This window comes from Thermodesulfitimonas autotrophica (assembly GCF_003815015.1).
Lineage (GTDB): Bacteria > Bacillota > Desulfotomaculia > Desulfotomaculales > Ammonificaceae > Thermodesulfitimonas > Thermodesulfitimonas autotrophica.
On sequence record NZ_RKRE01000001.1, the window covers coordinates 641,807 to 662,662 of the forward strand.

General features: G+C 61.9%; 19 protein-coding genes. 1 reads left to right on the forward strand and 18 read right to left on the reverse strand.

The window, feature by feature from the left end; genetic code table 11:
* Nucleotides 1–76 precede the first annotated feature (76 nt).
* The 14 genes from EDD75_RS03225 to EDD75_RS03290 form a co-directional block, all read right to left on the reverse strand.
* On the reverse strand, nt 77–904 hold the full coding sequence (locus EDD75_RS03225; protein ID WP_123927934.1) for an anti-sigma factor domain-containing protein: 828 nt from the start codon (nt 902–904) through the stop codon (nt 77–79).
* Nucleotides 885–1,625, reverse strand: coding sequence for a sigma-70 family RNA polymerase sigma factor (locus EDD75_RS03230; protein ID WP_123927937.1), 741 nt, complete (start codon nt 1,623–1,625; stop codon nt 885–887). The genes EDD75_RS03225 and EDD75_RS03230 overlap by 20 nt, the downstream gene beginning before the upstream one ends.
* Before the next feature lie 144 nt (nt 1,626–1,769).
* Nucleotides 1,770–2,366: a DedA family protein gene (locus tag EDD75_RS03235; protein ID WP_123927940.1), complete on the reverse strand. Its 597-nt coding sequence runs from the start codon at nt 2,364–2,366 to the stop codon at nt 1,770–1,772.
* A 2-nt stretch (nt 2,367–2,368) separates the two neighbouring features.
* Nucleotides 2,369–3,160: a thermonuclease family protein gene (locus EDD75_RS03240; protein ID WP_123927943.1), complete on the reverse strand. Its 792-nt coding sequence runs from the start codon at nt 3,158–3,160 to the stop codon at nt 2,369–2,371.
* A gap of 1 nt (nt 3,161) precedes the next feature.
* Nucleotides 3,162–4,913 carry a pyruvate kinase gene (pyk, locus tag EDD75_RS03245; RefSeq protein ID WP_123927946.1) on the reverse strand — a complete coding sequence of 584 codons (1,752 nt, stop codon included), beginning with the start codon at nt 4,911–4,913 and terminating at the stop codon, nt 3,162–3,164.
* Between the two features lie 18 nt (nt 4,914–4,931).
* Complete coding sequence (gene pfkA, locus EDD75_RS03250) at nt 4,932–5,894, reverse strand: 6-phosphofructokinase (RefSeq protein WP_123927948.1); 963 nt, start codon at nt 5,892–5,894, stop codon at nt 4,932–4,934.
* Between the two features lie 34 nt (nt 5,895–5,928).
* Nucleotides 5,929–6,900: an acetyl-CoA carboxylase carboxyltransferase subunit alpha gene (locus EDD75_RS03255; protein WP_123927951.1), complete on the reverse strand. Its 972-nt coding sequence runs from the start codon at nt 6,898–6,900 to the stop codon at nt 5,929–5,931.
* Nucleotides 6,884–7,747, reverse strand: coding sequence for an acetyl-CoA carboxylase, carboxyltransferase subunit beta (gene accD / locus EDD75_RS03260; protein ID WP_123927954.1), 864 nt, complete (start codon nt 7,745–7,747; stop codon nt 6,884–6,886). Before accD ends, EDD75_RS03255 begins: the two co-directional genes overlap by 17 nt.
* A gap of 21 nt (nt 7,748–7,768) precedes the next feature.
* On the reverse strand, nt 7,769–7,957 hold the full coding sequence (locus tag EDD75_RS03265; protein WP_123927957.1) for a glutamate decarboxylase: 189 nt from the start codon (nt 7,955–7,957) through the stop codon (nt 7,769–7,771).
* A gap of 111 nt (nt 7,958–8,068) precedes the next feature.
* Nucleotides 8,069–8,299 carry a trp RNA-binding attenuation protein MtrB gene (gene mtrB, locus EDD75_RS03270; protein WP_123927960.1) on the reverse strand — a complete coding sequence of 77 codons (231 nt, stop codon included), beginning with the start codon at nt 8,297–8,299 and terminating at the stop codon, nt 8,069–8,071.
* A gap of 81 nt (nt 8,300–8,380) precedes the next feature.
* On the reverse strand, nt 8,381–11,782 hold the full coding sequence (locus EDD75_RS03275; protein WP_245963036.1) for a DNA polymerase III subunit alpha: 3,402 nt from the start codon (nt 11,780–11,782) through the stop codon (nt 8,381–8,383).
* A gap of 22 nt (nt 11,783–11,804) precedes the next feature.
* Nucleotides 11,805–12,554 (reverse strand): C40 family peptidase, encoded by a 750-nt coding sequence (locus EDD75_RS03280; protein WP_245963057.1) that lies wholly within the window; start codon nt 12,552–12,554, stop codon nt 11,805–11,807.
* Between the two features lie 23 nt (nt 12,555–12,577).
* Complete coding sequence (gene trmL, locus EDD75_RS03285; RefSeq protein WP_123927969.1) at nt 12,578–13,036, reverse strand: tRNA (uridine(34)/cytosine(34)/5-carboxymethylaminomethyluridine(34)-2'-O)-methyltransferase TrmL; 459 nt, start codon at nt 13,034–13,036, stop codon at nt 12,578–12,580.
* Complete coding sequence (locus EDD75_RS03290; protein ID WP_123927972.1) at nt 13,033–13,455, reverse strand: CoA-binding protein; 423 nt, start codon at nt 13,453–13,455, stop codon at nt 13,033–13,035. The genes trmL and EDD75_RS03290 overlap by 4 nt, the downstream gene beginning before the upstream one ends.
* A gap of 181 nt (nt 13,456–13,636) precedes the next feature.
* Between EDD75_RS03290 and hflX the strand changes: the two genes are divergently transcribed.
* Entirely contained in the window at nt 13,637–14,857 is a 1,221-nt protein-coding gene (gene hflX, locus EDD75_RS03295) for a GTPase HflX (protein ID WP_123927975.1), read from the forward strand.
* A 15-nt stretch (nt 14,858–14,872) separates the two neighbouring features.
* On the opposite strand, the gene EDD75_RS03300 is transcribed toward hflX, so the two are convergent.
* The 4 genes from EDD75_RS03300 to recJ are packed head-to-tail and all read right to left on the reverse strand — an operon-like array spanning nt 14,873 to nt 20,719.
* The gene (locus tag EDD75_RS03300; RefSeq protein WP_245963037.1) at nt 14,873–15,511 is read right to left on the reverse strand and encodes an MBL fold metallo-hydrolase; all 639 of its coding nucleotides are present in this window, start codon (nt 15,509–15,511) and stop codon (nt 14,873–14,875) included.
* The gene (dtd, locus tag EDD75_RS03305; RefSeq protein ID WP_123927978.1) at nt 15,508–15,963 is read right to left on the reverse strand and encodes a D-aminoacyl-tRNA deacylase; all 456 of its coding nucleotides are present in this window, start codon (nt 15,961–15,963) and stop codon (nt 15,508–15,510) included. The genes EDD75_RS03300 and dtd overlap by 4 nt, the downstream gene beginning before the upstream one ends.
* Nucleotides 15,964–15,984: 21 nt before the next feature.
* Nucleotides 15,985–18,117, reverse strand: coding sequence for a RelA/SpoT family protein (locus EDD75_RS03310; RefSeq protein WP_123927980.1), 2,133 nt, complete (start codon nt 18,115–18,117; stop codon nt 15,985–15,987).
* Complete coding sequence (recJ, locus tag EDD75_RS03315) at nt 18,068–20,719, reverse strand: single-stranded-DNA-specific exonuclease RecJ (protein ID WP_123927982.1); 2,652 nt, start codon at nt 20,717–20,719, stop codon at nt 18,068–18,070. Before recJ ends, EDD75_RS03310 begins: the two co-directional genes overlap by 50 nt.
* Nucleotides 20,720–20,856 lie beyond the last annotated feature (137 nt).

The following is a 20,856-nucleotide window of genomic DNA, read 5'->3' on the forward strand; positions in this document are numbered from 1 at the left end:
TTAAAGCCCCCTTGAGACCAAACTTGAAGCGGACCCCCAAAATTTTATTTCGGCCGTGCCGCCTCAACCAGACGCATCATTCTGCTTTCGCCGGAGGTACCGGCGCTGCAAGCAGTCCCGGCAGTTCGCCGCCCGGTTTCTTTCCGTTCCGGTCACCACCCAAAACTACAACCGCAGCCTTACCCGCCATAAGCGCCGCCACCCGCACTCCGTAGGCCTCCTCGAGCGCACGCAGCGGCATTTCCCCGACCTTTCGCCCTTGCAGCTTGACCCCAGACTGTTGGAGTTCCTGTTGGAGCAGGTAGCGTCCCGGCGAGAGCCCCGCCTTCGCAGCCTGGCGCTGCGTCGCCAGGTCCACCCTGGCCACCACCACCGCCGTGCCCCTGCCGGCTGGCAGTGAAGCTGCCACCAGGCGGGCGACCCTTTCCGCCGCCAGCCGCTCGTCTTCCTTGCGGGACGCCACGGTAACAAGAACCAGATCACCGGCGGCCTCCTGAAGGTAACCCTCAGCCCGCAGGCGCACCAGGAGGAAGGAAAGGGCGTTCGCAAATGTTTTCCCGGCCAGTTTTTCGCCGGCTAACAGTTCCTCGCCGCAGACGTTAAGCGCCTCCTGCCTGGTAACTACCAGCCGCGAATCAAGCGCCAGTCCTACGCTCGGAACCGTATCCACGGCCACATAGGCCCACGGCGCCGGCACGGCGAGCCGGTAAAGTGCCAGTCCGAGGCAGACCACCGCCACGGCCGCCGCGGCCAACCACCAGAACGACCGTCGCGATAGGGGCGGTTCGACCTCTACCTCGTCCCCGAGAGAAGCGGCCTCCTCAACCTTTCCCTGGACGAAAGCGCCGTCGGGAGTGAGGACGATCCCCTCTTCACCTTTGTCTTTAACCAGCATTCCCCGCATGTGCCATCCTGCCCTTAGCGAGTCCTTTCAAGTAAGAATGCAAATAGATGAAGCGCTCCGGCTCGCGGAAGATGATGGCGAGGGCCAGAAGGTACTTCCGGTGCTTGCAAATCACCTTGGGGCTCAGCCCGGTCCGCCGCGCCATCTCGCGCAAAGGCAGGCGCTTCCCCGTAGCGAACCGGCGGAAAAATTCTTCTTCCTGAGCCAGCAAGGTCGCCGCCCGGATAAGGGACGCGCGGCAGTCGGCGTGCTTTGGGGAGAGGGCCACCAACTCTTCTATGGTGATGCCGAAAGCCGCCAGGAGCTTTTCGTAGTCCCTGATCTCCTCCGCCCGGTCCTGAGCCACCGCTTCCCACAGCGCCTCATCCCGGGCCGCCGCCACCTGCATCTCGACCCGCGCATCCGACACCTCGAGGGCAGAGGCCGCCTCGCGGTGCCGCGCTTCCTGGCGGAGATAGTTGGCCAGCCGGCTCTTAATCACCAGCCGGGCAAAAGCCAGAAAGGGCACCCCCCGCTCCGGCTGGAATCTGGTAACTGCCTCGTCAAAGGCAATCATGCCCACGCTTAGCTCGTCGTTCCGCCGCTTCAAAGAGGCGTGCCGGAGATAGGCGTTGACACTGTCAGCGATAAATTTGCGGTATGCCGCAAGCAAAGCGTTTCGCGCTTCGCTTTCCCCGCGCTGGGCCCGCGTAAGCAAATCCCGGAGGGTTTCCTCATCCATCGACTTTAAAAACCCCTTATTTCCGGACCGCTTTTACCGGGCTCCATTTAAGGAATACACCCGGCAACTCGGTTTTAAAGGAATGAAATCCCTGCGTTATATAGTTAGTTTTAAACCAAAAACAGGATAAGCCTGCAAGAAAATTTAGCATCCGCCAACTTTTTTCCGCCGCCCGATGAGGTACAGGTAAAGCCCCAGGCCCAGTAGCCCCCCGAGAAGAAGAAAGGGCTGCAGGCGCCCGGTAACTTCGGCCCAGCTTTTTTCAAAAAAAACGCCGAGGGCGAGGTAGAGCGTGGCCCAGCATACCGCAAAAAGACCGGTCAGGGCGAGGAAGAGCGCCGGATTCAGCTGCCCTACCCCGGCAAGGTAGGGCGTCAGGTTGCTGATTCCCGGGATGAAACGACCGAAGACCACGAAGCCTGGCGCCGAATAACCGAGATAGGCCCGCGCTTTTGCCAACCGTGCGGGCGTAACCTTGAGCAGGCGGCCCCCGAGTTCAAAAACCTGTCCCCCAAGCTTAACGCCTAAAAGATAAGCCAGGGCTGAACCGGTGATGAAGCCGGTGCAGGTGGCCAGAAGGGCGGCAGGGAAGGTCATGTAGCCCCGGGCCACCAGGAACCCGGCCAAGATGACCATTATCCCACCGGGAAAAAAAGGAACGCCCAGGGCCTCCACCAGGCTGCTCAAAAGCAGGCCGCCAATACCGAAATAGGCGAGATAATCCAGGATGAATTCCTTCACGTTCACTTCCCGCCCTCAAGCCGTCGCTGCAGGCAACATTTCCGGCAAGGGTGGTATCCGGACATTAGCGCTTCTCTTTCGTTGCGGAAATAGACCCGGTTAGCCAGAGTAGGGAGCCCGGAACAACCCGGAAGGTGGTAGGTGTAGGTCCGGGAGTTGCCTATTACCGGACCGGTGACGAAATGGCGCCTCTGCCACAGGCCCCGCCCCGCCTCCAGTGCTTCCCGCTGGGCCGATAGAAACGCCGCCGTATATTTAAGGTTGGGCGGAACGGTATAGACCTGAGCGTAACCTTCCTTCACCAACTCCCGGTTAAAAAGATTCCCGTCGAGGTAAAGGTACGCCAGCAACCGCCCGTAACGGTCGCGGGTTTCGACGTCGAACTCCAGACGCACAACCCGGCCTAGCGTCCGCTTCCGGGTGTAGGCCTTTGCTTCCCACCCGTACATCTCCGCCTCCCTCTGCCCGGACCCGGTTTCCGGCGCGTTCACCCCGATAAGCCGGACCTTTTCCTCCCTTCCCACCCGTACCCAGCCGCCGGGGACGCGGAGGGAATAACCGTTCCCGGAGGGGCTCACCGCCGGGCTCGTCTCAAAGCGCACCACTACCGTGTCACCGTCAATCACCCGCACTACTCGCGCCGTTACTGTCGCTGCCGGCAGGTCCTGCGCAGGAAGCCCCGCTCTAACTGAGGCGCTCTCACCTTTCTCCCGGCACCCGCTTGCGGTGAGGCAAAGCGCCAGCAGGACCAAGAGGGCAACCAACCACCTTGACCACGCCGGTACCCTTTTCATCCTATAGAACCCGCGCCACCCCGCTATAAATGACACCCCGCTGCGGGTCAAGGGTGATAAGCGCACCATCTTTAATGATGGCAGTCGCGCCCTCGACGCCTACGACCACCGGAATACCGAATTCAAGCCCTACAATCGCAGCGTGCGAGGTCATCCCGCCCGTCTCGGTAACCACCCCCGCCGCCCGTTCCAACGCCGGGATGTACTCCTTATCGGTGGCCGGCGCAACCAGGATGTCGCCGGACTGCACTCGCTCCAGCGCCTCCCGCGCCGTGTGGACTACCCGCGCCGGCCCGCTTACGGCCCGCGTCCCGACTCCGACGCCACGCGCCACTACGTTACCCACCGTGTGGACTTTCAGCAGGTTCGTCGTGCCGTGCACACCTACCGGAACACCGGCGGTAATCACAAGTAAGTCGCCGGCCCGGACGTAACCCGCGGCTACGGCCGCTTCCACTGCCGCCTTAATCATTTGGTCGGTGCTCTCAGTCGGCGCGACTAAAAGCGGGAAGACGCCCCATACCAGGGCCAGCCGGCGCACCACTTTCTCGTGGGGGGTAACCGCAACGACCGGCGGCCGGGGCCGGTACTTGGCCACCATCCGCGCTGTGTAGCCGGTCTGCGTGGCGGTGATGATCGCCGCCGCTCCTAGATCCTCGGCCGCCGTGCAGGTAGCAAAACTGATGGCGTCCGTTACGGAATGTTTCGCCGCGGCCTGCTGCCGCCGCAGAAACTCACCGTAAGGCAGGGCCTCCTCCGTCCGGGCCGCGATCCGGGCCATAACGGCCACCGCTTCGACCGGGTAGCGCCCGATGGCAGTTTCCCCGGAAAGCATCACCGCGTCCGTGCCGTCGAAGATAGCGTTGGCGACGTCACTGGCCTCGGCCCTGGTCGGGCGTGAGTTGTGAATCATCGATTCGAGCATCTGCGTGGCCGTAATCACCGGTTTGCCGGCGGCATTGGCCTCCTCGATGATTCGTTTTTGCGCTAAAGGGACCTCCTCCGTGGGAATCTCGAGCCCGAGGTCGCCGCGCGCGACCATCACCCCGTCGGCCACCTTCAGGATCGCCCCAAGATTTTCGAGGCCCTCCCAGTTCTCGATCTTGGCAATAAGGGAAATATCGGCACCGGCTTCCTCAAGCAGCCGCCGGGCTGCAAGCACATCCTCAGCCCGCCTGACGAAAGAAAGCGCGATAAAGTCCACTTCTTCGGCAATCCCAAACCTGATGTCGGCGACATCCTTTTCCGTGAGGGAAGGCAGGTTCACCTTGACCCCCGGCAGGTTAACGCCCTTCCGGGCGCTTACCTCACCACCTGTTTCCACACGGCAGAGAACGCCTTCTGCGGTCGTGTTTAAAACCCGGAGGCTCACCAGACCATCGGCCACTAAGATGATGTTGCCCGGTTTCACGTCGCGAACGAGCCCCTCGTAGTTGACCGGGATCCGCCGCCGGGTGCCTTTGAAATCCTTTGGAATCAGCTCAACTTCCTCGCCCGTCTCGAGACGAAACGGCCCCGTTTCAAAATCCCCAATCCTGATGCGCGGGCCCCGGATATCCAAAAGGATGCCTAAGTTCTGGCCGAGTTTCGCCGCCACCGCCCGGAGAACCCGCAGCCGCCGCCGGTGCTCCTCCTGCGTGCCGTGGGACATGTTGATCCTGGCCACATTCATCCCGCTCCGGAGCATCGCTTCGATCACGGCGGGATCTTCGCTCGCCGGACCGATGGTGCAGACTATCTTCGTGTGGCGCAAGAACCTCCCCCCTATCTCTTATATCGCCAAAATCTCGGCCAGTTGATAGAGCTCCCGGTCGATTTCCTTGCGCTCCGCCAGGACTTCCGCCAGGTTGTAGTGCCGGAGTTGCCCGCCGCTTACCCCAACGGCCACGCACCTCTCCCCCGCCAGGAGCAACTCTACGGCACGCGCCCCCATAACGCTGGCCAACAGCCGGTCAAAGGCGGTCGGCGTGCCGCCGCGCTGGATATGGCCTAAAATAGTGAGCTTGGTATCAAAACCGGTGCGCGCTTTGACCTCGCGGGCCACCTCGGCGGCGGAACCGGCTCCTTCGGCCACTACGATGATGCTGTGCAGCTTGCCCCGCCGCACCCCGCGCAGGAGCTTGCGGCAAACGGCTTCGATATCGAAGGGGGCCTCCGGAATCAGGATCGATTCGGCACCGCCGGCTAAACCGGCGTACAGGGCAATAAATCCGGAATGGCGCCCCATAACCTCTACCACAAAGGTGCGCTCGTGGGAGGTCGCCGTATCCCGGATTTTGTTGACGGCGTCAACCACGTTGTTGACCGCCGTATCAAAGCCAATCGCGTAGTCCGTTCCGGGGATGTCGTTATCGATCGTGGCCGGGATGCAGACCACCGGCACCCCGGTCTCCGCGTGAAAGGTGAGCGCCCCTTTGAAAGAACCATCCCCGCCAATGACCACGAGGCCCTCGATTCCGGCCCGCCGGACGGAAGCAAAAGCCTCCGCTCGCCCCTCGGGGGAAAGAAACTCCTCCGAGCGTGCCGTCAAGAGGATCGTGCCGCCCGTCTGGATGATATCGGCTACCGACCCCAAGGTAAAGAGCTCGCCGTCTCCCTCGATCAGGCCGGCAAAGCCGCGCCTGACCCCGAAAACTTCGCACCCGTGAAATATCGCTTTTCGCACCACCGCCCGGATGGCGGCGTTCATTCCCGGCGCGTCGCCGCCGCTGGTTAAAACGGCGATCCGGCGCAAAAAACCACCCCCGCAGCTACAGGGAAAAGAGGGGCTACTCGCCTGCGCCATCCGGCGCGCCGACGCGGCCTACGTTTTTCAACTTCGCGTAGCGGCGGGCGACGAGTTCCTCAGGTGTGAGCCGCAGCAGCGCCTGAAGGTGGCGCACCACCGCTTCCCGGATTGCCGCTCCCGCACCGGCAGGATCCCGGTGCGCCCCGCCCAAGGGCTCGGGAATAACCTCGTCAATGACCCCTAAGGAGAGGAGATCCTGCGCCGTAAGCTTAAGCGCCGCCGCCGCCTCCCGCGCCCGCCCAGCGTCCTTCCAAAGGATGCTCGCACACCCCTCGGGGGAAATTACCGAAAAAATGGCGTGTTCCTGCATTAAGACAACGTCCCCCACCGCCAGGGCCAGCGCGCCGCCGCTTCCCCCTTCGCCGATTACTACTACTATTATGGGTATGCGGAGCGCGCTCATACGCAGTAAATTTTCGGCGATCGCGCGGCTCTGGCCCCGCTCTTCCGCACCAATGCCGCAGTGGGCGCCAGGAGTATCAATGAAACTGAGCACCGGCCGCCCGAACTTCTCTGCCTGGAGCATCAACCGGAGCGCCTTACGGAAGCCTTCGGGATGCGCCATGCCGAAGTTCCGGCGCACGTTTTCCTTGGTGTCACGCCCCTTGAGGTGGCCGACCACCGTGACCGGAATCTCCCCCAGCCAGCCGATCCCCCCGAGCACCGCCGGATCATCGCCGAAACAGCGGTCCCCGTGCAGCTCTATGAACTCCGTGAGCAGCATCTTCACGTAATCCGCCGCGTTGGGACGGTCGGGATGGCGCGCCAACTGCACTTTCTGCCAGGGGGTGAGATTGGCAAAGATGGAACGTTTGATCGCCTCCGCGCGCTTCTTTAGGTTTTCGATCTCCTCCGAGAGATCAAGGCCCTTCTCCTCGCTGAAGGCGGTCAGCTCCGCAATCTTATCTTCCAGCTCGACGAAGGGTTTTTCAAAATCAAGCACCGTCGGCATAGCGCCGCCTCCACTCGTGGAGCTTAAGGATGCGCGCCAGGGTTTCCCGCATTTTAGGCCGCGGCACCACCAGGTCGATCATCCCGTGTTCCTGCAAAAACTCCGCCCTCTGAAAGCCTTCGGGCAACTTCTGCTTGATCGTTTGCTCGATCACGCGCGGCCCGGTAAAGCCGATGAGCGCGCCGGGCTCGGCGAGAATGATGTCTCCTAACATTCCGAAACTCGCGCTAACCCCGCCGGTTGTGGGATCGGTCAAAACCGGGATGTAGAGGAGGCCCGCATCGTCAAGGCGCTTGATCGCCGCAGCGGTCTTGGCCATCTGCAGCAGCGCCACCACGCCTTCCTGCATCCGCGCCCCACCGGAAGCCACAAAAATGATGAGCGGCAAGCGCCGCTCGCAAGCCCGTCCCACCGCGCGCACGATCTTTTCGCCCACCGCGGCCCCCATACTCGCCATGATGAAGCGGGGATCCATCACCCCGATGATCGTCCGGTGCCCGGCAATGGTCCCCTCGCCGGTAATGATCGCCTCCGCGAGTCCGGTAACCTGCCGCGCTTCGGCCAGTTTTTCCGGATAACCCGGAAAATCTAGGGGGTTATCCGCTACCAGATCGGCATCGTACTCGACAAAGCTGCCTTCGTCAAGGGTGAAGTCCAACCTTTCCGCCGCGGTTAGGCGAAAATGAAAGCCGCATTTCGGGCATACCTTGAGGTTTTTCAAGAGGTCCTTGTTGTAAACGATCTCCTCGCACCGGGGGCATTTTACCCATAAACCCTCCGGAATCTCCCTCTTCCCTTCCTGGCGAATCGTAACGTACTTCGGCTTCTTGAAAAGCTCTAAGACCAACCAATCCTCTCCCTTCAGACATCAGAAGGACCCCAAGAGTTCGAGCGCCTCCTCCACCTCGGCCTCGGGGACTAAGACCTCGTAAGTCTGGCTGTTCTCGCTGCCGGCACCTACAAGATTCAGCTTAACTAACAAGCCTTCTTTAACTAAAAAATCCCTGACTTTTTCTGCTTCTTTCCGCGTCGGTGCGATATAGACCACCGTCCACACAGGGCGCCCTCCTCGCTACGATTTCCATAGGGGACAGGCTGCTTTCCGGAAAACCGGCGCGTAAATTTATCCCGTTTGGGTATTATTCCCGGCCGCTACGGAAAAATTCTTTTATTCGTCAGTCCGCAGCCGACCGTGTTTGGTCAGAATCTCGGCTTTCCCCCGCACCTTAATCGCTGAAGTGTGCTCGGTAAACTGCGCAATCATAACCTCACCCCGGTCCAATTTTTCGGTGTGGTGAAATTTAGTATCCTTACCCCGGGTGAGCCCCATAATGGTGACCCCGTTTTCCAGCGCCTTGATGACGATATACTCAGCCAGAACCCAGTCTTGCTCGGACATGCGCCACTACCCCCTAACTTCTCGCAAGTATGATAGCATACGCGTAGCCGCAAGGACAAGTTTCTTGCGGGTGATGGAGGCTCACGACCGGGACCACGCAATCCTGATATTCTTCTCCCCGAGGAGTTTCTTCAACGCCTCTATCACCGGCGAGGCCACGTTGACCCAGTAGTTTTCCGGCGCCTTGCGCACCGCACTCTCGCCCGGATAGTAGAGGTAAACCGGGCAGCTACCGCGGTAGGAACCGAGAACCTCTTTCAGTCGCCCGATAAGATGTGGGGTGGCCTCCGGAAGGTAAAGATAAAGCTCCGCCCCGTCGCCCTTAAGCGGCGTCACCTCGTCCGCCACCACCCTTATTCTTTCCGTCCCCTTCGCTTTCCTGCCGCTCACGATAATTACCGCTTCAGGCTTGAGCAACTGGCGGCACTCCTGGAAGACCTGCGGGAAAACCACCACTTCGATAACGCCGGTCAGGTCCTCGAGCTGCACCACCGCCATCGGTTCCCCTTTTTTAGTCCGGTAGCGGCGCACCGCCACAATAAGCCCGCCGGCCTTGAGCGGCCCGTTTGCCTCCAACTCGGCCAGGTCCGCCGCCTGGACGGTGGTAAGCGCCCGCAGGACCTCCCGGTACTCCGCCAAGGGGTGTCCGGTGATGTATAGCCCTAAGAGCTCCTTTTCCATCGCGAGGAGCTCCTGCTGCGGAAATTCGGGGAGCGCAGGGTCGATCCTGAGCACGTAGCCCGCACCCGATAGCTCCCCGAAAAGGGTCAGCTGGCCTGACTCCTTTTCCTTTGCCGAACGCTGGGCCAGTTCAAGGCCCTCATCCAACACGGCCAGCACTTGGCGGCGCCCGTGGCCGAGCGACGTAAAGGCCCCGGCCCGCGCTAAAGACTCAAGCACCCGGCGGTTGATCACGCGGGGGTTCATCCGGGCGCAGAAATCCCCGAAGTCCCGGAAGGGACCGCCTTCTTCCCGGGCGGCAATGATGGCTTCCACCGCCGTATCCCCGACGTTCTTTATCGCAGCCAGCCCGAAACGGATGCCGCCGGAAACAACGGTAAAGTTCCGGCCGCTCTCGTTGACGTCGGGGGGCAGAACCTTGAGGCCGAGCCGGCGGCACTCCTCAACGTAAGCCGCCACCTTCTCCGCGCGGTCCCGGACCGAGGTAAGCAGCGCCGCCATATACTCCACCGTGTAGTTGGCCTTGAGGTAGGCCGTCTGGTAGGCCACCAGCGCGTAGGCGGCTGAGTGGCTCTTATTAAAGCCGTAGCCGGCGAAATATTCCATAAGATCGAAGATCTCGCCCGCCAGTTGCGCGTCGATCCCGTTCTTTACCGCCCCTTCAATAAAGCGGGACCGCAGACCGGCAATTATCTCCGGCTTCTTCTTCCCCATCGCCCGGCGCAGGAGATCCGCCTCCCCCAGGCTGAAGCCAGCAAGGATGCTGGCGATCTTCATCACCTGCTCCTGGTAAAGGATCACCCCGTAGGTCTCCTTCAGGATCGGCTCGAGCGCGGGATGCAGGTAGCTCACCGGCGTCTGCCCGTGCTTGCGCCGGATGAAATCTTCCACCATCCCGCTGCCTAAAGGCCCGGGGCGGTAAAGGGCTACCAAAGCTACCAGGTCCTCAAAGGTACTCGGTCTTAACTCCCGGAGCAGATTGCGCATCCCGCTCGACTCGAACTGGAAGACGCCCGCCGTCTCTCCCTGGCAGAGAAGTTCGTAGGTGGCCGGGTCGTCGAGGGGCGGGTTGTCGATATCGACCGTTACCCCCCGGTGCTCCTTCACCAGCTTGAGCGTATCGCCGATGACCGAGAGGGTGCGCAAGCCGAGGATGTCCATCTTGAGCAGGCCCAGCTCCTCGACGGCCTCCATGGTGAACTGGGTAGCCACCGTTCCGTCCGCCACCCGGTGAAGAGGGAGAAAGTTCGTAAGGGGCTCGGGGGCGATCACCACACCCGCAGCGTGTGTGGAAGCGTGGCGGGGCATCCCTTCTACCCGGGAGGCAATGTCTAAGAGCCGTTTCACCGTCGGGTCACCCGCCGCCAACTCTGCCAGCTCCGGAGAGAGTTCGCAGGCCTTGGCCACGGTCATTTTCGGTTCTCCCGGGACCAGGCGCGCTACCCGGTCGACATCACCGTAAGGGAGCCCCAGCGCCCGGCCTACGTCCCTGATCGCCGCGCGCGCCGCCATCGTGCCGAAGGTGGCGATCTGGGCCACCCGGTCGGCACCGTAACGGTGGAAGACGTACTCGATAACCTTGCCGCGCAGCTCGTAACAAAAGTCGGTATCAATATCCGGCAGCGAAACCCGTTCCGGGTTCAAAAAGCGCTCGAAGAGAAGCCCGTAGCGGAGCGGGTCGATATTGGTGATCCCAAGGCAATAGGCCACCAGACTGCCCGCCGCCGAGCCGCGCCCCGGTCCTACCAGAATGCCGTTTTCCCGCGCAAAACGGATAAGGTCCCACACAATGAGGAAATAAGAGGGGTAGCCCATCTGCTCAATGACCCGCAACTCATACTCTAACCGCTCAAGCGCGCCCTCCGGCGGGTCGGGATAGCGCCTTTTGAACCCGGCGTAGCAGAGCTCCCGGAGGAAGGTAGCCGGCGTTTGCCCCTCCGGCACCGGGTAGGCGGGCAGGTGGTGCTCCCCAAAGGTGAGTTTTACGTTGCACCGTTCCGCAATTTCCAGGGTCCGGGCCAAGGCGTCCGGCAACTCCGGGAAAAGGGCCGCCATCTCGGCCGCGCTCTTCAGGTAGAGCTGGTTGGACTGGAACCGGAGCCGTTTCGGGTCGTCAAGGGTTTTGCCCGTCTGGATGCAGAGAAGGATGTCCTGAATCTCCGCGTCGGATAGGTTTACGTAGTGAACATCGTTCGTCGCCACCAGCGGTATGCCGAGGTCCCGCGAGAGCCGGATTAGCTCCGGGTTGATGCGCCGCTGCTCCGGTAAGCCGTGGTCCTGCAACTCCAAAAAGAAGTTGTCGGGGCCGAAAATCTCCCGGTAGGTACCGGCGGCCTGCCGGGCAAGCGCTAACGACCCGTCGAGCAGGTGGGCGGCCACTTCGCCGGCGGTGCAGCCGCTTAAGGCGATGAGCCCCCGGCTTTTGCGGCTGAGCAGGTACTTATCCACCCGCGGCTTATAATAAAAACCTTCGGTGAAGGCAAGGGAAACAATCTCCATAAGGTTGCGGTAACCGGTTTCGTTTTCCGCCAGGAGGACCAGATGGTAAAGGTTATCGTCAACTTTCGGTGTCCGGTCCGCCATCGACCTGGGCGCCACATAGACCTCGCACCCGAGGATCGGCTTTATCTCCTCCTTGAGACAGGCCTTGTAAAACTCGACCACCCCGTACATGGCGCCGTGGTCAGTGATGGCCAGAGCCGGCATCCCGAGTTCCTTGGCCCGTTTAACCACATCCCTGATCCGGGCCGCTCCGTCAAGCAGGCTGTACTCTGTATGGACGTGGAGATGGACAAACGACAAAGCCCTATTCCCCTCCGCGGCTTTAAATGTAGCGGCGCGCACCAAGAAAACGTTCCCGAAAATAGGGGTCGGCAAGAGAGCTGAAGCAGACCCCGGAGCGCGAGCGGGCATTGATAAACGTGCCGCCCCCCGCATAAATCCCTACGTGGCTGGGGCCAGGCGTCGTGGTGCTGAAGAAGAGAAGGTCGCCTGGCGCAAGTTCCTCCGGCCCTACGGAAAGGCCAGCGCGGTACTGGTCTTCAGCATCGCGCGCCAGCCGGTAGCCATGCCCCAGATAAGCGATGTAAGTGAGTCCCGAGCAATCAATACCCCGTACCGTCATCCCGCCCCAGAGATACGGCACACCGAGAAAAAGCCGGGCGGTGGTGACAATCCCTATGCCGACCGCTCCTTTTTTTACGATATCGGCGGGCCGGACCGCCTCTTTACTGATCGTCCCCCTTGTGCCGTCTGCAGAAGCAACACGCCACCGGTCCGCCTCTTCCCCCAGGACCGTCAATTCCGCGCCTAAATAAAGCGTAATCTTACCGGCAGCGGTTTCAAGCGCCGCCTGCAGCGCGCTCACCCGCACCCGCCTGCCGCGCACCCGTTCTACTTTACGCAGCTCGTCCCGCCTCACCCAGCCGCAGGAGCCGTCGCTAGTTATCACCCGGCACCATCCCTGCACCGCCGCAAGCAGCACCACGCAGTCGCCGAACAGCGCCTGGGTGACAAGCGGGGACCCGGTTAGCGGTTCCTCGTGAACACCGACCACCGGCAGCGCCGCCGCCATCAGCCGCACCACCGTACCTCCCTTCATTTAAGCCCGGGAAATCCCTGCTGGCGCAGCGCCTCGTACAGAACGATGGCCACCGCGTTGGCGAGATTTAGGGAGCGCGCCTCCGGAAGCATAGGAATCCGCACCAACTGGTCGGGGAAAGCCTGAAGGATTCGCTCCGGCAGGCCGGCCGTCTCCCTCCCGAAAACGAGGAACGCCCCCGGCGGGTAGCAGACCGCGGTATACCACCGTGCCGCCTTCGTTGTCGTGAAATAAAAAGGCGCGCCGCGGTTCGCTTCGTAAAGTTCCTCAAAACTATCGTAGTAGTGAACCTCTACCAAATGCCAGTAGTCGAGGCCGGCCCGCCGGAGGTGCTTATCGTCAACCGCAAAGCCAAGGGGCCGTACCAAATGGAGGCGGGCTCCGGTCGCGGCACAGGTCCGCGCCACATTCCCCGTGTTCGGCGGAATTTCCGGCTCGACAAGCACCACGTTCATCCGCGACCACCGCAAAGGCGCCGGTGTTCGACCATGATGCACCTATCCATAACGAGGCAGACGCCCGCCCGTCTACAGAGCGGCACCGCTCCCGCATGCGTCACCCCGAGCTGCAACCAGACCGCCCGGGGCCGCAGCGCGAGCGCTTCCTCTACAACCGGAAGGACCTCCTCGCTTCGCCGGAAGACGTTAACAATGTCCACGGCGAACGGGATGTCACCGAGACGCCGGTAAACCTTTTCCCCTAAGATCGTCTCTTCCCGCGGGTAAACAGGGATAATCCTGTAGCCCTGCTGTTGTAAATAGGCCGCCACCCGGTGACTGTCCCGTTCCGGTTTGGGCGAGAGCCCTACCACCGCCACAGTCCTGCTCTGCTGCAGCAACTCTCTTAGCGCTTCGTCCCGGGGATTTTCAAACACCACAAATAACCTCCTTGGGCCGCCGCTTATGTCAGTTCGCTACCAAACTTCATAATACCTCCTCCAACAATGCGGACGCAAGGCGCCCCGGAGAGGAATAGCGGCCTGTGACGGACTCTTTTCGTCTTTTCTCTTCCCCCGGGAAGGCTAGGGGGTTAAAATAGAATCCGGGGTGAAACAGTTGAAGCGCGGCATCATCTGCTACCTGGCAACACGCGAGGGCGCAGCCGAAATCGCTTACGACCTAACGGAGTTGCAAGAACTCCTGCGAAACATCGAAATCGAAGCTGCCGCCACCGTGGTGCAGCACCGGGAACCAGACCTCAACTACTTCTTCGGTGAAGGGAAGATCCGGGAAGTAAAGGAGCAGGTCGACCGGGAAGGCTACGAGGCGGTAGTCTTCAACCGCGAACTCTCGCCCCGCCAGGTAAAAGCGCTGGAGGACCTTTTCGGCGCCGTAGAGGTTTGGGACCGGACCCAGGTGATCCTCGAGATCTTCCGCCGCCGCGCCCATTCCCGGGAAGGGAAGATTCAGGTGGAGCTCGCCCGGCTTACCTACCTCTACCCGCGCCTTTACGGCCTCGGCGGCGCCCTTTCCCGGCTGGGCGGCGGGATCGGCACCCGCGGCCCGGGAGAAACGAAGCTCGAAATCCTGCGGCGGGCCCTCCGCGAGCGCATCCACGACTTGCGCCGGGAACTGGAGGCGGTGCGAAAAAACCGCGCCCTCCTGCGTAAGCAACGGCAGGAGGAAGGATTGCCGACCGTTGCGCTTGTGGGCTATACTAACGCCGGTAAATCGACGCTCTTAAACGCCCTCGCCGTTAGCGACCAAAAGGTGCTGGCGGAAGACCGCCTCTTCGCTACGCTGGACCCGGTGAGCCGCCGTGTCCGGCTCCCGTCAGGCCGTTTTTTCCTCCTCACGGATACCGTAGGCTTCATCAAAGAGTTGCCCCCGAAACTCAAGGAAGCCTTCAAAGCCACCCTTGAAGAACTCGCCTCCGCCCACCTGCTTTTGCACGTCATCGACCTGACAAGCCCCTACCTCGACGAACAGGTAGCCGCGGTAGAAAAGCTTCTGGAAGAGCTGAACTTGACCGACCGGCCGTTACTGAAAGTTTACAACAAGGTCGACCGCTACGCGGGTATCCTTCCAGAAAACGGCATCGTCATTTCCGCCCTAACAGGGATAAACCTATCCACACTCCAAGCCGAAATCGAGGCCCTCCTCTTCCCGGAAAAAGAAGCGGTCCTCCTGATCCCCTTCGACCGGCTCGGCGAGTTGAGCCGTTGCCGCGAGCGCCTGCGCGTACTCAAGGAGGAATACCTGCCGGAAGGCGTGCGCCTCACCGTGCAGGGGCGCCCGGAGGACATCGCCAGACTCACCGCCCGGCTGAAAAATTAGCGGCCACGCCGGCGTTCAGAAGTCGGCTGATAGGAAAGGGTTATGCAGCCGCTCCTCCCCGATGGTGGTAGCCAGGCCGTGGCCCGGATAGACAACCGTTTCGTCGGGCAGGGTCAAAAGCCGCTCCTTAATCGACCGGAGGAGCTGCTTCAGGCTGCCGCCGGGGAAGTCGGTCCGCCCCACGGACCCCGCAAAGAGGGTATCGCCGGTAAAAACCATCCCGGGGCCAAGATAACAAACCCCGCCCGGTGTATGCCCGGGAGTATGGAGGACCTTCAGCGCCAAAGCGCCGATGGCGATGGTTTCACCGTCAGCAAGCCGCCTGTCTGGCGGGCCGGCGGTGAAACCCCGGCCCAGATAAAGAGATAAGTTCAGCGTAGCGTCTTCCAACAGGGGCGCGTCCGCCGCGTGCACCGCCACCGTTGCTCCGGTCGCCCGCCGCAAAGCCGCCACGCCGCCGATATGGTCGGCATGGCCGTGGGTGAGCAGGATCTGGGTAAGCCGTAACCCGTCCCCAAGAACCGCCTGGAGAATCTGCTCCGCCGCCGCGCCGGGATCAATCACCGCCGCTACCCGCTGCTCCGGGCAGGCGACGATATAAGCGTTGGCCTGAAGCTCCCCTACTACCAGCGTCTTTACTATGATTTTCTTCATCCCTGTTTTTTGCGCTCCGATTCGAGAATCAGCGTCACCGGTCCGTCATTGGCGATCTCCACCAGCATCCGGGCCTGAAAGCGCCCTTCCGCCGTAACCACACCCCGGGCGTTCAGCGCCGCGATAAAGCGCCGGTAAAGCGGTTCCGCAACCGCCGGGGGCGCTGCGTCGGTGAAGCTCGGCCGCCGCCCCCGCCGGCAGTCGCCGTAAAGCGTAAACTGGGAAACCACCAGAACCGTTCCCCCCACATCCAGAACGGAGCGGCTGAGCTTGCCTTCCCGGTCTTCAAAAACCCGCAGGTGGGCGATTTTCTCGGCCAGATAAGCGGCGTCCTCAGGCGTGTCGTCCCGCCGGATGCCGACCAGAACAACCAAGCCTGGGCCAATACTCGCGTAAGTATGTCCCTCAATATGCACGGCGCCGCGCGTCACTCGCTGTACTACTGCCCGCACTTTCCCGCTTTCATCCTTCCGCTATACGACCCGCCGTACCTCAAAAACATCTTTGATCCGGTTGATCTTCTTAATCAGGTACTCGAGCTGCTCCTTGTCCCTGACCTCCGCACTGAATTCGATGGTCGCCATCCTGTCCTTTCGGCCGCGCGCAGTCACCCACGACGCACTGATCTTCATCTCCGTCAGCACACTCATCACGTCGTGCAAAAGACCCGCCCGGTCAAGCGCCGAAACCTCCATGCGCACGGAGAAGGGAGCACTGAAACCGACCTCCCACGAAACCTCCACCAGCCGGTGGCTCTCTTTCTCCCGCAAGAGGGCCACATTACGGCAGTCCGTCCGGTGAACCGAAATACCCCTCCCTCGCGTCACGTAGCCAATAATCGGGTCCCCGGGAACCGGGCTGCAGCAATGCGCCAGCCGGACCAGGAGGTCGCCTACGCCGCGCACCTTCACCCCGTGCGCTTCTCCCGCCCGGCGCGATTTGACCGGTAGCAGGGACGCTGTAGCCGGCACCGTTTCCTCCCGTAGCCTGGCAACAAGCGTCTGGGGCGCCACAACCCCTTGCGCCACGGCAGCGTAAACGTCTTCAAGCGTGTAGAGGTTGAAGCGACGGCCCTGCTCTAATAGCTTTTCGCTCTTGAGGAGGTCGAGTTCCAGGCCCTGTTTCCGCAGCTCCTTCTCTAACGCCTCGCGGCCGCGCTCAATCGTCTCCTCCCGCCATTCCCGCTTAAACCAGGCCCGGATCTTGTTGCGCGCCTGCGAGGTCCGGACCACCGCCAGCCAGTCCCGGCTCGGGTTGGGTTGTTTGGCAGTTACGATCTCGACAATATCCCCCGTCTTGAGCTTATAGTCGAGCGGAACCAGGCGTCCGTTTACCTTTGCCCCCTTATACCGGTGCCCGACTTCGGTATGGATCCGGTAAGCGAAATCAAGGGGCACCGCCCCCGCCGGCAGCTCAATCACGTCCCCTTTGGGCGTGAAGACGAAAACCACGTCGGCAAAAACATCGATCTTGAGCCGCTCCATAAACTCCCGGGCATCCCGCATTTCGTGCACCCACTCAAGGAGTTCCCGGAGCCAGGCCAGCCTGGCTTCAATTTCCTCGTCGCGCGGCCGCCCCTCCTTGTAACGCCAGTGCGCCGCGATACCGTACTCCGCCGTCCGGTGCATCTCCCAGGTCCGGATCTGGACTTCGAGGGGCTCACCGTGAAGCCCAACCACGGTGGTATGCAGCGACTGGTACATATTTTCTTTGGGCACCGCGATGTAATCTTTGAATCGTCCAGGAACCGGCTTCCAGATGGTGTGCACCACCCCGAGAACGGCGTAGCAGTCCCGCACGGTATCAACCAGGGCACGGATGCCGGTAGTGTCGAATATTTCGTCAAACTCCTTCCCCTGGCGCTCCATCTTCCGGTAAATGCTGTAAAGATTCTTGGGCCGTCCCTGGAGCTCGGCCTGGATCCCCGCTTCCTCGAGGCGCTGGCGTAAAATCTCGATCGTCTGCCTGGTATGCTCCTCGCGGGCCGCTCGCGTGCGGGCAACCTTTTCCGCCAGGCTCCGGTACTTCTCCGGCTGGAGGTAACGGAAGGCGAGATCCTCGAGCTCCCATTTTAAACGGTAGATGCCGAGCCGGTGCGCAAGCGGTGCAAAGATATCGAGCGTTTCCTGGGCAATTGCCCGCTGCTTCTCCGGGGTGTGGTACTGAAGCGTCCGCATGTTATGGAGGCGGTCCGCCAATTTTATCAGAATCACCCGGATATCCTTGGCCATCGCCAGGAACATCTTGCGGAGGTTTTCGGCCTGCTGTTCCTCCTTGGAACGAAACTCGATCCGGGAAAGCTTCGTCACGCCGTCCACCAGCGCAGCAATTTCCGGGCCAAAGTGGTCCGTGATGGCCTCGAGCGCGATGCCGGTATCCTCGATCACGTCGTGGAGCAGGCCCGCCACAATCGTTTCCGTATCCAGCTCCAGCTCCGCCAGGATTGCCGCCACCGCCACCGGGTGGACGATATAAGGCTCGCCGGAGTGGCGCTTCTGATCGCCATGTAGCGAGACGGCAAAAAGGTACGCCTGCCGGAGCAGGTCTTCGTTAACGTTAGGGTTGTAGGCCTTGACCCGGCCAAGAAGCTCTTCGTAGGAAGTCATTGCTCCCACCACGGGTAATTATACCACACCGGAAATAGTCTTTAAGTATCTCTGCCGGCGCCGTCAGGAAGTGTTGCTGGCAGCACAGCACTTCCCGCTTCAGGTTATGCTGGTTCCGGAAGGTCGGCGCCGCCGGGAGAAACCGCCGCCGCGGGGGTTTCTGGAGCCAAACCGAGCAGCCCCCGTTACGCATGGTAAAACGCACCAGTTCAAGCTCTGACAGCACCACGAGCAGGTTTTCCACCGCCCGCCGGCCGGCTCCCGGTATCCCTAACGATCTTAAAAAAGCAGCCGCCTCGGCCAAAGAAAACCTAATCACGCCCCGGCCCGCTTGGTGCAAAAGGTGCCGGTAAAAAGCAAACAGCACCCGGCGTGGCGGTGCCAAGGCGCCAAGCCGGCGCCGGGTTGCCTCCCGGTCCTGGCGGCCGTAAAGGAGAATAAGGTTGCGGCCACCACAGCTACGTAGCCACTCCCAGTGAGGCCAGAGGTACATTAGGTCGAAAACGAAAACATCCCGGTCGGCATTAAACCGTCCGGCCAGCGCCGGCGTTGTCACCAGGATATCAACCTCCCCTGCTGCGGCCAGCGCGGCGATGGTCCGGCGCTCTGCCGCCAGTCCCCCGTGGAAGGGCATAATCCGCCGCGCCCGCTCTGGGAAAAGGAGCCGCAGCCGGGCTGTCACTTCGGAAGCCACCGCCGGCGTCGATACGACCACCGCCGCCGGCGTGGTCAGCATTTGCGCCAGCGCCCGCCACCTGCCGGGAGAATCCCGCAGGTCAATGAGCGCCCCGCTCCTTTCTCCCGCCAGCACCTTTTCGGGCAGGGGCTCGGGGAGGTAAAGGTCGGTAAGGCCGCTGATATAGCGGGAGGCTTTCCTGATCAGTATTCCCGCCCTATCGGGTTCCTCCCGGTCATCTTGGGCCGTCCCTCCGGCTCGACAGAACTCCTCCACCTTAAGCTCAAGCCGCCCGGTAACTTCGCTTAAGATGGGCCGGAAGACAAGATCGACGACGGCGGGCAGCTCCTCTGCAGAGGCAAGCCCGTAGCCGATCCCCTCGAGAGACACGTTATCCTGGCGGAGGCGAAGTTTCAAATGGTTCCCGTTGCTGCCTACCGGACGCGCTTCCTCCACGCTCACCCCGCAGGCAACCAGCCGCACCGGCGGGTTGGCGCACCCGTGCGGTTCAAGAAGAGCAAGCTCCGTCACGAGTTCGGGCGTCAGGTCCGTAAACCTGACCAGCACGTCGCAGGCAGCAGACTCGGGCACCACGGGCTCCGCCCGTCGGGCGTACTCTTCCACCGCCCGCCTGAAAGGCTCGACCGCCTGCCGGTGGATCGTGAACCCCCCTGCCCCGGCATGCCCCCCGTAATCTATGAGCTGCTCCCCCGCCCAGGCGAGCGCACCGAAGACGTTAAACCCCGGTACCCCGCGCCCTGATCCCCGTCCCTCTTCGCCGTTCAGCGCAATAACAAAAACCGGCCGCCCGTACCGCTCCACCAGGCGGTTGGCCACGATACCCGTAAGACCCGGCAGCCACCCTTCACCCGCAACCACTATCACCGCTTGATCCGCCGCGCCGGGCCGCCCGTCAACCAACGCCTGGGCCTCCGCCGTCATTAAGGCTTCGAGCCGCTGCCGCTCCTGGTTGAGGCGATCGAGCCACGCCGCCTTCTCCTGCGCCTCTTCTTCCCCGCAAAGCAAAAGTTCGAAGGCCGGCCGCGGGTCGCCAACCCTTCCCGGAGCGTTGAGCCGCGGCGCGAGAACCATCGCCACCGTACGCGCCGTCACCCTGCCGGTAGCGCCTGCCGCCTGCAGGAGCACCTGCAACCCAGGGCGCGGCCTTTCGTTTAGTTCCTTGAGGCCCGCCCGCACTAAAATCCGGTTCTCCCCGGTAAGAGGCACCACATCGGCGATGGTTCCGATGGCGACCAAATCGAGAAACGCTGCCGCCCGCGCCCGTTGCGCCCCAAAAGACTCAAAAAGGCCCGCCGCCACCTGGTAGGCGACCCCCACCCCCGCTAACTCCTTATAAGGGTAGGGGCAGTCGGCGCGCTTTGGGTTCACCACCGCCACCGCATCCGGTAGCGCGGGCCCAGGCTGGTGGTGGTCCGTAACCACCAGGTCGATGCCTAATTCCCGGCATAGCGCTGCCTCTCGGAGCGCGCTGATCCCGCAGTCGGCGGTAACCACCAGGCGCACACCCTCTTCCCGGAACCGCCGCAGCATTTCCTCCTTAAGCCCGTATCCCGCCTCGCGGCTCGGCAGGTAACAATCGGCCTCCAGCCCCAGTTCCCGCAGCGCCAAAAATAAAAGGGCGGTAGCCGTCATCCCGTCGGCGTCGTAATCACCGTAAATCAGGACCCGCTCCCGCTCCGCTACCGCTCGTTTGAGGCGCGCTACCGCCTTATCGAGATCTTTCAGGTGCCAGGGAGACGCAAGCTGCGCCGGCTCCCCCGCCAGGAACGCTGCCGCCTCGCGCAGCGACCAGACACCCCGGTTGATGAGGCACTGCGCCGTCACCGGATGCAAACCCAATTCCCGGACGAAAAGCGCCCGCAGGAGCGGCTCCTCAGGAGCCACCCGCCATTTACTGCCGGCCACCTGCTCTTCCCGCCACCTCTCTGTCTCCCTTTAATTAGTTAAATCATACCACACCCCGCACCGCCAAACAATCTTCGCCCAGGGCGATAGATACCAACTTCTCCCCGTCAAGCGCTTCAGGTTGTAGCTAAACTATA

What these genes read in the sequence shown, in the direction of transcription:
- EDD75_RS03255 (WP_123927951.1), bottom strand. Translation starts at nt 6,900, where the DNA reads ATGCCGACGGTGCTTGATTTTGAAAAACCCTTCGTCGAGCTGGAAGAT.
- EDD75_RS03280 (WP_245963057.1), bottom strand. Translation starts at nt 12,554, where the DNA reads ATGGCGGCGGCGCTGCCGGTGGTCGGTGTTCACGAGGAACCGCTAACC.
- EDD75_RS03300 (WP_245963037.1), bottom strand. Translation starts at nt 15,511, where the DNA reads ATGAAGAAAATCATAGTAAAGACGCTGGTAGTAGGGGAGCTTCAGGCC.
- trmL (WP_123927969.1), bottom strand. Translation starts at nt 13,036, where the DNA reads ATGAACGTGGTGCTTGTCGAGCCGGAAATTCCGCCGAACACGGGGAAT.
- EDD75_RS03240 (WP_123927943.1), bottom strand. Translation starts at nt 3,160, where the DNA reads ATGAAAAGGGTACCGGCGTGGTCAAGGTGGTTGGTTGCCCTCTTGGTC.
- mtrB (WP_123927960.1), bottom strand. Translation starts at nt 8,299, where the DNA reads ATGTCCGAGCAAGACTGGGTTCTGGCTGAGTATATCGTCATCAAGGCG.
- EDD75_RS03225 (WP_123927934.1), bottom strand. Translation starts at nt 904, where the DNA reads ATGCGGGGAATGCTGGTTAAAGACAAAGGTGAAGAGGGGATCGTCCTC.
- EDD75_RS03310 (WP_123927980.1), bottom strand. Translation starts at nt 18,117, where the DNA reads ATGACTTCCTACGAAGAGCTTCTTGGCCGGGTCAAGGCCTACAACCCT.
- EDD75_RS03230 (WP_123927937.1), bottom strand. Translation starts at nt 1,625, where the DNA reads ATGGATGAGGAAACCCTCCGGGATTTGCTTACGCGGGCCCAGCGCGGG.